A 14010-nucleotide genomic window follows, 5' to 3' on the forward strand; every position below is an offset into this window, starting at 1 on the left:
CTTGTGGGAGCTGGCTTGCCAGCGATGGGCTGCAAAGCAGCCCCAAATGCTCAGGCCTTCTTGGGCTCCAGCCTGCTCAGGTGCAACGCCACCATCAACGCCACCGCCAGCAAGCTGCCAATGAACAGCCCGATACCGTTCCACCCCCAGTGATGCCAGAACACCCCGCCCGCCGTACCCGCCACGCTCGACCCCGCGTAGTAGCAGAACAGGTACAGCGACGAGGCCTGCCCCTTGGCCTTCAGCGCCCGCCGCCCAATCCAGCTGCTGGCCACCGAGTGCGCACCAAAGAAACCGAAGGTGAACACCAGCATGCCCAGGATTATCAGCACCAGAGGCGTTGCCAAGGTCATCAGCAACCCGCCCGCCATCACCACGATACTGGCCCAGAACACCTTGCGCCGGCCCAGCTTGTCGGCCAGGGCGCCGACCTGCGCCGAACTGTAGATACCCGACAGGTACACCACCGACAGCAAGCCGACCAGCGCCTGGTTCATGTGGTAGGGCCCCGCCAGCAGGCGATAACCGATGTAGTTGAACAGGGTGACGAAGGCGCCCATTAGCAGGAAGGCCTCGAGGAACAACCACGGCAGGCCGGCATCCTTGAAGTGCATGACGAAGCCATCCAGCAGCCTGCGGGGCTTGAGCGATTGTGCGCGGAAGTTGCGCGATTCCGGCAGCACCTTCCAGAACACCAGCGCCGCCACCAGGGCCAGGCCGCCGATGATCAGCATTGCCATGTGCCAGCTGACGAAGTCGATCAGTACCCCGGTGATCAGGCGGCCGCTCATGCCGCCGATGGCATTGCCGCCAATGTACAGCCCCATGGCCAGGCCGATGTGCTGTGGATGGATCTCCTCGCTCAGGTAGGTCATGGCCACGGCTGCCAGGCCGCTGAGCGACAGCCCGACCAGCGCCCGTGTCGCCAGTACCCATTCCCAGGTCGGCATGACCGCGCTGACCATGGTCGACAAGGCCGCGCACAACAGGGCGAAGACCATCACCGGCTTGCGCCCGATGCGATCGGAAATCGGCCCGGTGATCAGCAGCCCGAACGCCAGCATGGCGGTGGATACCGACAGCACCAGGCTGCTTTGCGCGGCATTGATCGCGTACTCCTGGGACAGTAACGGCATCATCGGCTGTACGCAGTACAGCAAGGCAAAGGTGGCGAAGCCGCCGCTGAACAGGGCCAGCACGGTCTTCATGAAGGCAGGGGTGCCTTTTTCGATCCAGATGTCGTTCAGCGGGGCAGGTTCGGGTGCGGCGGGAAGGGGTGCTACAGCAGTTTTCACGGGCGGGTACCTCTGTTGCAATGAAAAAAGCTTATAGCTGGCTAATGATTAGATCCAATATATTGTTCGACCTGTTTAAGAGGTTTTACGACCCAATCGGAGCTGATCATGGAACTGCGCCATTTGCGGTATTTCATCGCCGTTGCCGAAGAGCTGCACTTTGGCCGTGCAGCCCAGCAACTGGGCATTTCCCAGCCTCCCCTGAGCCAGCAGATCCAGGCGCTGGAGCAGGAGTTGGGGGCACGGTTGTTCGAGCGTACCAATCGTCGGGTCGAACTGAGCGAGGCTGGCAGGTTGTTCCTCGACGAGGCACGGCAGGTGCTGGCGCAGGTGGAGAAAGCGGCCGATGTGGCACGCCGGGCGCAGTTGGGGGAGCTGGGCGAGATGAAGATCGGCTTCACCGCATCGGCGCCGTTCACCTCGAAGATTCCCAAGGCGATCCATGCCTTTCGCCAGCGTTTTCCTGCCGTGCACCTGAGCCTCAAGGAAATGAGCAGCCGCGATGTGGCTGAGGGTGTGTTCGACGAGTCCATCGAAATCGGGCTGATGCGGCCAATGCCGCTGCCCGAAGGCCTGGTAGCCACCGAGCTGTTCCGCGAGCCTTTGGTGGCGGTGATCAATGCGTCGCATCCGCTGGCCGCGGGTACCGAACAGGGCGTGCACATTGCCGAGCTGGCCCATGAGCCTTTTGTGTTCTTCCCGCGCAGCTATGGCAGTGGTCTGTACGCCCAGCTGCTGAGCCTGGCGCGGCAGGCAGGGTTCAGCCCGCACTTCACCCAGGAAGCGGGCGAGGCGATGACCATCATCGGGCTGGTGTCCGCAGGCCTTGGGGTGTCGGTATTGCCGGCTTCTTTCCAGCGTATGCGGATCGAGGGCGTGGTCTATCGGACCTTGCTCGACGAGGGCGCGACGTCGGCCGTGTGGCTGGTACAACGTGAGCGTGGCAGCTCGGCGATGGCCAAGGCCTTCGCCGAACTGGTCACCGACGCGACTTCCGCTGTCAATTGAGGTGCAGCGGCCAGTGCCGCTCGCCGAGCATCTCGGGCGGCGAGGGTGCCCAGTTTTCGCGCGGGGCAGGGGTATCGTTGCCGTCAACGTCCGGCAAATGCCGCTGGCCATTGCCGCCGCGCCGCCACATACTCGGTCATTCGTTGATACACGGAGGTCTCTCATGCGGCGCGTGGTGTTCAATCAGAAAGGTGGCGTAGGCAAGTCGAGCATCGCTTGCAACCTGGCGGCAGTCAGCGCCAGCGAAGGCTATCGGACCTTGCTGATCGACCTGGATTCTCAGGCCAACTCGACTCAATACCTGACCGGGCTTACCGGCGAAGACATCCCCATGGGTATCGCCGATTTCTTCAAGCAGAGCCTGTCCAGCGGGCCATTCAGCAAGAAGAATAAGGTCGATATCTACGAAACTCCGTTCGACAACCTGCATGTGGTCACCGCCACGGCGGAGCTGGCCGACCTGCAGCCCAAGCTTGAGGCCAAGCACAAGATCAACAAACTGCGTAAGTTGCTCGACGAGCTGGACGAGGACTACGAGCGGATCTACATCGACACGCCACCGGCGTTGAATTTCTATGCAGTATCGGCACTGATCGCCGCTGATCGCGTACTGATTCCTTTCGACTGCGACAGTTTCTCTCGCCAGGCCCTGTATGGCCTGCTGGCTGAGATCGAAGAGCTCAAGGAAGACCATAACGAAGACCTGGCGGTCGAAGGGATCGTGGTCAACCAGTTCCAGTCCCGTGCCAGCCTGCCCCAGCAGATGCTCGACGAGTTGCTGGCCGAAGGCTTGCCGGTGTTACCGGTGTACCTGGGCAGTTCGGTGAAGATGCGCGAGTCGCACCATGCCAGCCTGCCGCTGATCCACCTGGAGCCACGGCACAAGCTGACCCAGCAGTTCGTCGAGTTGCATTCCCTGCTTGAAGAGAACGCCTAGACCCCCTGACTACGCAGCCACTCCAGCAACGACTGGAGTGGAAACGCTCCAGCCTGGCGGCTGACTTCGCGGCCATTCTTGAACAGGATCAGGCTGGGAATCGAGCGGATGCCCAGTTGCCCGGCCAGGTTGCGGTTGGCTTCGCTGTCGAGCTTGGCCAGGCGGCAGCGGCCATTGAGCTGGCCGGCGGCCTGTTCGAAGGTGGGGGCGAAGGACTTGCACGGGCCGCACCAGTCGGCCCAGACGTCGACCAACAGCGGCAGGTCGCCTTTGATCTGGCTGGCGTAGCTGCTTTCGCTGAGGTCGAAGGGTTTGCCGAGCAGTACATCCTGTTTGCAGCGGCCGCACTTTGGAGCATCGCCCAGGCGCGTGGCGGGCAGGCGGTTGAGGCCGTTGCAGTGGGGGCAGGGGATCAGTAGCGGGTCGGTCATGTCAGTTCCTTGTGGTGTTTGATCGGGCCCTATCGCCGGCAAGCCGGCTCCCACAGGGGAGTGCACTGCTGCCCTCTGTGGGAGCCGGCTTGCCGGCGATGAGGCCTATGAGGAGCAGCTGATTTCCAGATGCTTGCCCCACTCCGGCGGTCGCTCGGCATAGGCCTGCATCCCGGCTTGCTCCTCGAACGGCCGGCTCAGCACCTGATGCAGGCGACGCACTTCACTGTAATCCCCCGCTTCGGCCGCTTCGATGGCTTTCTGCGCCAGGTAGTTGCGCAGCACATACAGCGGGTTCACCGCATGCATGCGTTCGCGCCGCCCCTCGGCGTTGCCGGCTTCGCGCTCGCAGCGGGCCAGGTAGTCCGCGCCCCAGGCGTCGAAGCCGGCAAGGTCGATGAAGTCGTCGCGTACCACGGTGAGGGCAGCGGCCACGGGTTGATCGCCCAGCTTGCGGAAGAACAGGTTGTAGTCCACGCCGCCGCTCTGCATGCACTGCAACAGGCGTTCGACCAGCGCCATGTCGTCGTCTTCGGCGGTGGCAAGGCCCAGGCGCCGGCGCATCAAGTCCAGGTAGTGCGCCTGGTAGAGCGGCAGGAACAAACCCAGCGCTTCTTTCAGCGGCTCGACCTCGATGACCGTGGTGAGCGCCTGGGCCAGGGCGCTGAGGTTCCAGTGGCCGATCGGCACCTGGTTGGCGTAGCTGTAGCGGCCGCGATCATCGGAATGGTTGCAGATGAAGTTGGCATCGAAGTCGTCGAGGAACGCGTAGGGGCCGAAGTCGAAGGTGATGCCAAGAATCGACATGTTGTCGGTGTTCATTACCCCATGGCAGAACCCATAGGCCTGCCAGCGGGCGATGAGTTCGGCATTGCGCTCGACGATGGTGCGGAACATGTCCAGGTAGGGCTGTTCGGCATCGCGGCATTCGGGGTAGTGCTGCTCCAGCACGTAATCGATCAGCACCCGCTGCTGTTCAGGCTGCTTGGTGTAGTAGAAGTATTCGAAATGCCCGAAGCGCACGTGGCTCTGCGCCAGGCGCGTGAGCATGGCTGCACTTTCGCGGGTTTCGCGCCATACCGGGGTGCTTGAACCGATCACGCACAGCGCCCGACTGGTCGGGATGCCCAGCGCATGCAGGGCTTCGGAGGCGAGGAATTCGCGAATCGACGAGCGCAGCACGGCGCGCCCGTCTCCCATGCGCGAGTACGGGGTCTGGCCGGCACCCTTGAGGTGCAGGTCCCAGTGCTCGCCCGCGTCGGTGAGCACTTCGGCCAGCAGCAGGCCGCGACCATCGCCCAGGCGTGGGTTGTAGGCGCCGAACTGGTGGCCGGAATAGACCATCGCCCGTGGGTCGGCTTCTTCCCAGAGCTTCTGGCCGCTGAACAGCTCGGCGAAGATCGGCAGCTCGGCTTGCGCGGGGTCGAGGTCGAGCAGGGCCATGGCCGACTCGCTGGCTACCACCAGGCGAGGGTCTGCGATGGGGTCGGGCAGCACCTGGGTGGAGAACGCGTCACCCAGGCGGGCGAAGCGGTTGTCGAAGCTGAGTTGGTCGAGGGCTTTCACGGGGCTGCTCCTGGGGATCGGTGCTTGGGGCCGCTTGGCGGCCCATCGCCGGCAAGCCGGCTCCCACAAGGTCCAGCGCAGTTCCTGTAACTGTGGGAGCCGGCTTGCCGGCGATCGAGGGCAAAGCCCTCGCCAGCATTCTGGCGGTCATGCCCGTTGGAGTCCACTCAGCTTGGCGCAGTGCCATCCGTTTTCGGCTGTTCCACCGGAATCAACTGCTGCTTGCCGCCGGTGGCGTCCATCAGGAACACCTCGACCTGGCGCACGGAAATCTTGATGTCGTGCGCCTTGAACTCGCGACTGATGTAGCGGTTGATCTCGTCCAGCGTCGGGTTGCGGTCGCCCAGGTCGCGCACGTGCATGCGCAGCTCGTGGTCCAGCGAGCTTTCGCCGAAGTTGAGGAAGTACACGATCGGCTCCGGGTCCTTGAGCACCCGTGGGTTTTCGTGGGCACCCTTGAGCAGCAGATCGCGCACCAGGTCCAGGTCGGAGCCGTAGTCGATGCCCAGTTTCAGCGTCACCCGGGTGACCGTGTCGGTCAGCGACCAGTTGATCAGCTGACCGGTGATGAAGGTCTTGTTGGGGACGATGATGTCCTTGCGGTCGAAGTCGGTGATGGTGGTGGCGCGGATGCGGATCTTGCTCACTGTACCCGACAGGTTGCCGATGGTGATGGTGTCGCCGATGCGCACCGGGCGTTCGAACAGGATCATGATGCCGGAGATGAAGTTGGCGAAGATCTCCTGCATGCCGAAGCCCAGGCCCACCGACAGCGCTGCCACCAGCCACTGCAGCTTGTCCCAGCTCACCCCGAGGGTCGACAGGGTGGTGACGATGCCGATGCCGACGATGATGTACGACAGCAACGTGGTGGTGGCATAGGCGCTGCCCTGGGCCAGGTTCAGGCGCGACAGCACCAGCACCTCCAGCAAGCCCGGCAGGTTGCGGGCCAGGGCGAAGGTGATGCCGACGATCACCAGCGCGCCGAGCAGGTCGCCGAGGCTGATCGGCACCATGCTGGCCGCGCTGCCGGTGCCGCTGGTGTATTCGTACAAAGTGAAGTTGTTGAGGTAGGCGAACACCGAGATCAGGTCCGCCCAGACCCAGTACAGGCCGGCAATGAAACCACCCAGCAGGGCAAGGCGGATCAGGCGCAGCGACTGCTGGTTGACCTGTTCGATATCCAGCGTCGGCTCTTCGGTGATGACCTCGCCATCGAGCCCTTCCTTGGCCGCCGCGCGCTTGCTCAGGGCGCGCTGATAGGCCAGGCGCCGCGCCGCCACCGACAGGCCGCGCACGAAGGCGGCCTCGATCACCAGCCAGAACAGCAGCAGGTACAGGGTGTAGATCAGCCGGTCGGTGAGCTTCAGCGCGGTGTAGTAGTAGCCGAAGCACACCGCCACGAACAAGGCGATCGGCAAGGCCGTGAAGGCCACCCCGACAGCGCGGCGGAACAGCGAGGTATCACGGTGGGCGGGGCTGCTCAGCAACAGGCGGCTGAGCAACCAGGCCATCAGCGCATAGCAGGTCAGCACCACACCGATGCCCAGTACGTCGTCGGCCAGCGCCGAGGGCTGGTGCTCGGCCACCGCCACCACGCCAACCAAGGCCAGCACCACGGTGCCCAGCCGGCGTACCCAGCCCCGCAGGAACTCGACCTGCGGCTTGTGCCAGCGGAAGTGGATTTCCGCCACCCCGCCGGGGGCGAGGATGCGGTAGGCGGTGTAGAACACCAGCCAGGCCTGGGCCAGCTGCCACAGCGCCGCGCCGAGGTTGGCGTTCTGCCCGCGAGCGTCGATCTGCAAGGCGTAGCTGCACAGGGCAAGGCCCAGACTGACCGGCATCGCCAGCAGGATGTTGATGAGGATGGCCTGGGGCGTGTGCCACTGGCTGTCACGGCGGAAATGGCCGATGTCCTGGTGCACCTTGCTCAGCCGCTGGTACAGATACTTGCGCCGCCACAGCAGGGCGCCGATCACCAGCAGCAAGGGCAGGAACAGCAGCGGGCGCTGGCTCAGGCCGTCGGTCAGCTCCTTGAGGCCGGAGCCCCAGGGCAGGTCGGCGACCTGCTTGGCGAAGCGTTCAGGCACATAGCGCAGCCAGTCCCAGTCCAGCGGCTTGTTGCTGGGGATCCAGAACATCTGCTCGTCGAGGGTGGTGCGCAGGCCCTGGGCAGTGCCCAGCAGCTGCTTCTGATTGAGCTGCAGGGTGATCGATTCGTTGAGCAGTGCCGACAGCTCGCGGTTCAGGCGTTCGAGCAGGTCGCTGCGGGTAATGGCGACTTCCAGCAGGGCCTTGCGCAGCGCCGGGTTCACGTCTTCCTGCGGCTGGTTGGCCAGCAGCTTGTCGACGTAGGTCACCGGGCTGCTCATCTGCTCGCGTTGCTGATTGACCTCGAACTGGTACAGGCGGATGTCGGCGATCTGGTCGGCCAGGTCGCGATCGAACTTCAGGTGCGGCAAGGCCTGTTTCTGCTTGTAGAGGATCTTCGACAGCAACAGGCTGCCCTTGAGCACGCTGATCTGTTCGTCCAGGGCCTGGTCGGCCTGGGTCAGGCTGTCGAGTTGTTGCTTGGTGCGCAGGTTTTGCTGGGTCAGTTCGTTGAGGCGGTCGGTACTTTTGAGCAGGTAGTCGGAAAGCTTGAGGTTGGCCGCGCTCTCGCTGGCCAGCAGGGTGCTGCCACCGGCCTTCTGCGCCTCGATCGACTGCTGGGTGACGGTCTGCTGGGACTGGGCCAGGCGCTTCTCGTTGATCAGCGTCTGCAGGTCCTGGATTTCCTGCTCCAGCCGCGCGGCGCGGTCGATCAGCAGGTCGTGGCGGGCGTTGCCGAGGTCCTGCAGTACGCCGTTACCGGCCAGCTCCTGGCGGCGCAGCAGGGTCAGGGCATTGAGCGAGGCCAGCTCGGCGGTGAGCTGGTTGCGCTGGTCGGCATTGATCGCCTTGCCGCCGTCCTTGCCGCTCTTGAGGATGTTGTTGATCTGCTGGCTGCGGGTCTGGTTGCTGCTGATCTCGGCCTGGGCACGCTCGGGGCGGGTTTGCGAGTTGATGATCAGGCTGTTGGCTTCCGACAGCGCTTTTTGCAGTTCACCTTGCAGCGTGTTGCGCTCGCTGAGCATCTGCTCCAGCTGCGGCACGCTGAGGTTGGCGTAGCGCTGGGCGACCGGTTGCGGCTTGCTGTCCTTGAGCTTGGCCAGCTCTTTCTGGCTGTCGCTGGTTTCTTTCGGCGCGTTGGCCAACTGTTGCTTGAGCGCAGCCAGCTTCTTTTCGCTGTCTTCCTTGCTGGCCAGCAGCGCAAGGGTTTGCTCCAGCACTTGCTGCAGGGCTTTCTGGTCGGCTTCGGGCAGTTTGCGCTCGGCGATCTTGTCGAGGCTGTTCTGGATGCTGGCAGTGGTCGGCGTTTCGGCCGCGGCAGCCGCGAACGAAAGGGACAGGCACAGCCCGAGGAGGGCTGTGCGAAGGTACACGCGCAGGGACATAGGCAGACTACTTGTGACTCGAGCGAAAACGGAGTTTAGAGGAACAATCCTGGTCCGGGTCGCGTTCCTTCGGGGAATCTGACGCCCACTTTCTGGATCTTGTTCCCGTCCATGGTTGCCACGGTCCAGATTGTGCCGTGCCATTCGACCTGGTCGCCTACTACTGGAGCGCCTCCGACCTTCTGTCGGATGAACTGCGCCAGCGGCATTTTCGCGTCCAGGCCGTCGAGTTTCAGGCCATAAAGCGCGGCTACCGCGCCCAGTTCGGCATCGCCTTCGAGCACGAAGTCGCCGAAGAAGCGCAGGTCCAGGCCACGCTGCGGCGCCTGGCTGAACAGCTTGCCCAGGGCAGACAGGTTATGTTCGTGGCCGATCACGCAGAGCATGTCACCGACCTCCAGTACGGTACTGCCCGACGGGTGCAGCAACTGCTCGCCCCGGAACAGGGCGGCGATGCGCGTGCCTTCAGGCATCTTCAGCTCACGCAGGGCGGCGCCGATGCACCATTTTTCCGCGCCCAGCCGGTAGACGAACAGCTCCCACTCGCTGGTGACATGCACCTCCAGCGCGGAGCGCGAGATGGGCGCCGGGTCCGGCGGTACCGTGACCTTCAGCAACTTGGCCATCCACGGCAGGCTGGTGCCCTGCACCAGCAGCGACACCAGCACGATGAAGAACGCCAGGTTGAAGAACAGCTGGGCTTCCGGCAGCCCGGCCATCAGCGGGAACACCGCCAGAATGATCGGTACCGCACCGCGCAGCCCGACCCAGGAAATGAAGGCTTTCTCGCGGCCATGGAAGGCCTTGAACGGCAACAGCGCAGCGACCACCGACAGCGGGCGGGCAACCAGGATCATCCACAGCGCCAGGCCCAGCGCCGGCAGGGCGATCGGCAGCAGGTCGTGGGGCGTGACCAGCAGGCCCAGCACCAGGAACATGCCGATCTGCGCCAGCCAGGCCATGCCGTCGAGCATGTGCAGGATGCCGTGTCGGCTGCGGATTGGTTTATTGCCCAGTACCAGGCCGCACAGGTAAACGGCGAGGAAGCCGCTGCCATGCAGGGCGTTGGTCAGCGAGAACACCACCAGGCCGCCGGCCACCACCAGGATCGGGTACAGGCCGCCGGCCAGGTTGATCCGGTTGACCAGTTGCAGCATCAACCAGCCGCCCCCCAGGCCGAGCAGGCCGCCAATGCCGAATTCGCGCAACAGGTGGGTCAGCAGGCTCCAGTGCAGGCCGGTCTGGCCGCTGGCGATCATGTCGATCAGGGTAACGGTGAGAAATACCGCCATCGGGTCGTTGCTGCCCGACTCGATTTCCAGCGTGGCCGTGACCCGCTCGTTCAGGCCCTTGCCGCCCAGCAGCGAGAACACTGCCGCGGCGTCGGTGGAGCCGACGATGGCGCCGATCAGCAGGCCCTGGATCAGGCTCAGGTTGAACAGCCAGGCCGCGACCAGGCCGGTCAGGGCAGTGGTGATCATCACGCCGACGGTGGCCAGCGAAAGGGCCGGCCACAACGCTACGCGAAAGCTCGCCACCCGCGTGCGCAGGCCGCCGTCGAGGAGGATTACCGCCAGTGCCAGGTTGCCCACCAGGTAGGCGGTTGGGTAGTTGTTGAAGATGATGCCGCCACCATCGACCCCGGCGACCATGCCGACGGCGAGGATGATGACCAGGATCGGGATGCCCAGGCGCGACGACAGCGAGCTGACCAGGATGCTTGCGCCCACCAGCAATGCGCCGATGAGGAACAGGCTGTTGATGGTGCTGGCATCCAAAGGCAGGTACTCCGGTACATCGCGGGGGAAGGGACTTGCGAGAATGAACTAGCAGGTCGCGTGCCAATTGATTCTAACCTGATGAATTGGCAGGCTGTAAAGCGTTTCTGCTGATGTAGAAAAGGCACCGCGGAGGGTGCCTTTTCTGAGTTGTCGCTGTTGCGAGGGCTGCGCCCTCGATCGCGACGCAAGGCCGCTCCTACAAAGAGTACGTGGATCCCTGTAGGAGCGGCCTTGTGTCGCGAAAGGGCCGCAAAGCGGCCCCAGTGCCTTACCCCTGCTTCACTTCACGCATCGGCTTGCCTTTCACCGGCGCACCGCCCGCCACGTAGTACTTGGCGGTGCTGCGCGGCAGCGGCTTGCGGCCACGGATCTTGTCCGAGATTTTCTCAGCGATCATGATCGTGGTGGCGTTGAGGTTGCCGGTGATGATGATCGGCATGATCGACGCATCGACCACACGCAGGCCCTTCATGCCATGCACGCGGCCTTCGTTGTCGACCACGGCCATGTCGTCGGTGCCCATCTTGCACGAGCAGGACGGGTGGAAGGCGGTTTCGGCGTGCTCGCGGATGAACGTGTCCAGCTCTTCATCAGTCTGCACGTGCTCGCCCGGGCTGATCTCGCGGCCGCGGTACGGGTCCAGCGCCGGCTGGGCCATGATCTCGCGGGTCAGGCGGATGCCGTCGCGGAACTCCTGCCAGTCCTGCTCGGTAGCCATGTAGTTGAACAGGATGCTTGGGTGCTGGCGCGGGTCCTTGGACTTGGCCTGGATACGCCCACGGCTTGGCGAACGCATCGAGCCCATGTGCGCCTGGAAGCCGTGTTCCTTCACGCCGTTGGAGCCGTTGTAGTTAATGGCCACCGGCAGGAAGTGGTACTGAATGTTCGGCCATTCGAACTCAGGGCGAGTGCGGATGAAACCGCCGGCCTCGAACTGGTTGCTGGCGCCGATGCCGGTACCTTTGAACATCCACTCGGCACCAATGGCCGGCTGGTTCCACCACAGCAGCGATGGGTACAGGGAAACCGGCTGGGTGCAGGCGTACTGCAGGTACAGTTCCAGGTGGTCCTGCAGGTTCTCGCCGACGCCTGGCAGGTCGTGGACCACCGGGATGTCGAGGCTTTCCAGCAGGGCGCGTGGGCCAACACCGGAGCGCTGCAGCAGCTGCGGCGAAGCGATGGCGCCGGAGCTGACGATGACTTCCTTGCGGGCGCGGGCTTCGACGCGCTCTTCGCTGTCGCCAACCAGGTAGGTCACGCCAACGGCGCGCTTGCCGTCGAACAGCACGCGGTCGCTCAGGGCGTGGGTGACGATGGTCAGGTTCGGGCGCTTCTTGGACTGGTCCAGGTAGCCGCGTGCGGTGCTGGAGCGGCGACCTTGCTTGGTCACGGTGCGGTCCATCGGACCGAAGCCTTCCTGCTGGTAGCCGTTCAGGTCTTCAGTGCGCGGGTAACCGGCTTGCACGCCGGCTTCGACCATGGCGTGGAACAGCGGGTTGTTGCCGGCTTTTGGCGTGGTCACGCTGACCGGGCCTTCGCCACCGTGGTAGTCGTTCGGGCCGATGTCGCGGGTTTCCGCCTTGCGGAAGTACGGCAGGCAGTCCAGGTAGGTCCAGTCTTCCAGGCCTGGCAGTTTTGCCCAGCCGTCGAAGTCCATGGCGTTACCGCGGATGTAGCACATGCCGTTGATCAGCGAGGAGCCACCCAGGCCCTTGCCGCGGCCACATTCCATGCGGCGGCCGTCCATGTGCGGCTCCGGGTCGGTCTCGTAGGCCCAGTTGTAGCGACGGCCCTGCAGCGGGAAGGCCAGGGCGGCTGGCATCTGGGTGCGGAAGTCGAAGCGGTAGTCAGGGCCGCCAGCTTCCAGCAGCAGCACGGTGACGCCGGCGTCTTCGGTCAGGCGGGTGGCCAGGGTGTTACCGGCGGAGCCTGCTCCGACGATGATGTAATCGAATTCTTGGGACATGTAAGTACCCTCGTTTGGCGGTGATCAGGGAGCGAAAACGCCCGTGCGCGGTGGCACGGGCGTGGCTAGACAGGGTTTAGAAAACCGAGTTGTAGCCGCCCAGCTCGACCTGGACCGACTTGATGCGAGTGTATTGAGCCAGCGAGCTGACGCCGTTTTCACGGCCGACGCCCGACTGCTTGTAGCCACCAACCGGCATTTCGGCCGGCGATTCACCCCAGGCGTTGATCCAGCAGATGCCGGCTTCGAGCTTGTGGATGATGCGGTGGGCACGGGTGATGTCGTTGGTGCACACGCCTGCGGCCAGACCGTATTCGGTGTCGTTGGCGCGGCGGATCACTTCTTCTTCGGTGTCGTAAGAGAGAATGCTCATTACCGGGCCGAAGATCTCTTCCTTGACGATGGTCATGTCGTCGGTGCAATCGGTGAACACGGTCGGGGCCACGAAGGCACCCTTGGCGAAGTCACCGGTGGTCAGACGCTCACCACCGCACAGCACGCGGGCACCTTCTTCCTTGCCCTTGGCGATGTAGCCCAGCACGTTTTCCATGTGTGGGAAGCTGACCAGCGGGCCAAAGTTGGTGTTCTCGTCTTCCGGGTTGCCGACACGGATGCGGGCTACGCGCTCGGCGATCTTGGCTTCGAAGGCGGCTTTCATCTCGGTAGGGATGAACACGCGGGTGCCGTTGGTGCAGACCTGACCGGAGCTGTAGAAGTTGGCCATCATGGCGATGTCGGCGGCCTTGTCCAGGTCGGCGTCGGCGCAGATGATCAGTGGCGACTTGCCGCCCAGTTCCATGGTCACTTCCTTCAGCGAGGAGCTGGAGGCGCTGGCCATGACTTTCTTGCCGGTGGTGGTGCCGCCGGTGAAGGAAACTTTTTCGATGCGCGGGTGCTCGGTCAGCCAGGTGCCGACTTCGCGGCCGCTGCCGGTCAGGACGTTGAACACGCCGTCCGGCAGGCCGGCTTCGGTGTAGATCTCGGCCAGTTTCAGGGTGGTCAGCGAGGTGACTTCCGATGGCTTGAAGATCATCGCGTTGCCAGCGGCCAGGGCCGGGGCGGATTTCCACAGGGCGATCTGGATCGGGTAGTTCCAGGCGCCGATACCGACGGTCACGCCCAGCGGCTCGCGGCGGGTGTAGACGAAGGAGCTTTCACGCAGCGGGATCTGCTCGCCTTCGATGGCCGGCACCAGGCCTGCGTAGTATTCCAGCACGTCGGCGCCGGTGACGATGTCGACGTAGCGGGTTTCCGAGTACGACTTGCCGGTGTCCAGGGTTTCCAGCATGGCCAGCTCGTCGTTGCGCTCACGCAGGATGTCGACGGCGCGGCGCAGGATGCGCGAACGCTGCATGGCGGTCATCGCTGCCCAGACTTTCTGGCCGCGCTCGGCGCTTTCGACGGCTTTTTCGACATCGGCCTGAGTGGCACGTTGCACGTGGGCGAGGACTTCGCCGGTAGCCGGGTTGATGGCTTCGAAGGTGGCATCGGTGCCAGCGTCGACGTAACCGCCATCAATGTAGAGTTTTTGCGTTCCGAAACGGGCCATA

Annotated in this window: 10 protein-coding genes; 2 read left to right on the forward strand and 8 right to left on the reverse strand. The window is 63.9% G+C overall.

The genetic code is table 11. The annotated features are described in order from the left end of the window. Window positions 1-50 precede the first annotated feature (50 nt). The gene (locus ACIPZB_RS10900) at window positions 51-1295 is read right to left on the reverse strand and encodes an MFS transporter (RefSeq protein ID WP_400640208.1); all 1245 of its coding nucleotides are present in this window, start codon (window positions 1293-1295) and stop codon (window positions 51-53) included. Window positions 1296-1403: 108 nt separating this feature from the next. Between ACIPZB_RS10900 and ACIPZB_RS10905 the strand changes: the two genes are divergently transcribed. Next, window positions 1404-2303 carry a LysR substrate-binding domain-containing protein gene (locus tag ACIPZB_RS10905; protein WP_400640209.1) on the forward strand — a complete coding sequence of 300 codons (900 nt, stop codon included), beginning with the start codon at window positions 1404-1406 and terminating at the stop codon, window positions 2301-2303. Here ACIPZB_RS10905 and ACIPZB_RS10910 read toward each other — a convergent pair. Beyond that, window positions 2296-2433: a hypothetical protein gene (locus ACIPZB_RS10910; RefSeq protein WP_400640210.1), complete on the reverse strand. Its 138-nt coding sequence runs from the start codon at window positions 2431-2433 to the stop codon at window positions 2296-2298. The genes ACIPZB_RS10905 and ACIPZB_RS10910 overlap by 8 nt on opposite strands. A gap of 33 nt (window positions 2434-2466) precedes the next feature. Between ACIPZB_RS10910 and ACIPZB_RS10915 the strand changes: the two genes are divergently transcribed. Next, window positions 2467-3240: a ParA family protein gene (locus ACIPZB_RS10915; RefSeq protein ID WP_400640211.1), complete on the forward strand. Its 774-nt coding sequence runs from the start codon at window positions 2467-2469 to the stop codon at window positions 3238-3240. Here ACIPZB_RS10915 and trxC read toward each other — a convergent pair. The 6 genes from trxC to betB all read right to left on the reverse strand — a co-directional run bounded on the left by trxC (window position 3237) and on the right by betB (window position 14009). After that, on the reverse strand, window positions 3237-3671 hold the full coding sequence (trxC, locus tag ACIPZB_RS10920) for a thioredoxin TrxC (protein ID WP_400640212.1): 435 nt from the start codon (window positions 3669-3671) through the stop codon (window positions 3237-3239). The two genes, ACIPZB_RS10915 and trxC, sit on opposite strands and share 4 nt — an antisense overlap. Window positions 3672-3776: 105 nt before the next feature. Further along, complete coding sequence (gene selO / locus ACIPZB_RS10925; RefSeq protein ID WP_400640213.1) at window positions 3777-5237, reverse strand: protein adenylyltransferase SelO; 1461 nt, start codon at window positions 5235-5237, stop codon at window positions 3777-3779. A 167-nt stretch (window positions 5238-5404) separates the two neighbouring features. Then, window positions 5405-8713: a mechanosensitive channel MscK gene (gene mscK, locus ACIPZB_RS10930; RefSeq protein WP_400640214.1), complete on the reverse strand. Its 3309-nt coding sequence runs from the start codon at window positions 8711-8713 to the stop codon at window positions 5405-5407. Window positions 8714-8748: 35 nt separating this feature from the next. Continuing rightward, window positions 8749-10491 carry a potassium/proton antiporter gene (locus ACIPZB_RS10935; RefSeq protein ID WP_400640215.1) on the reverse strand — a complete coding sequence of 581 codons (1743 nt, stop codon included), beginning with the start codon at window positions 10489-10491 and terminating at the stop codon, window positions 8749-8751. Window positions 10492-10762: 271 nt separating this feature from the next. After that, window positions 10763-12460, reverse strand: coding sequence for a choline dehydrogenase (gene betA, locus ACIPZB_RS10940; protein ID WP_400640216.1), 1698 nt, complete (start codon window positions 12458-12460; stop codon window positions 10763-10765). Between the two features lie 76 nt (window positions 12461-12536). Then, entirely contained in the window at window positions 12537-14009 is a 1473-nt protein-coding gene (gene betB, locus ACIPZB_RS10945; protein ID WP_400640217.1) for a betaine-aldehyde dehydrogenase, read from the reverse strand. Window position 14010 lies beyond the last annotated feature (1 nt).

Source organism: Pseudomonas sp. NPDC089396 (assembly GCF_044749545.1).
Lineage (GTDB): Bacteria > Pseudomonadota > Gammaproteobacteria > Pseudomonadales > Pseudomonadaceae > Aquipseudomonas.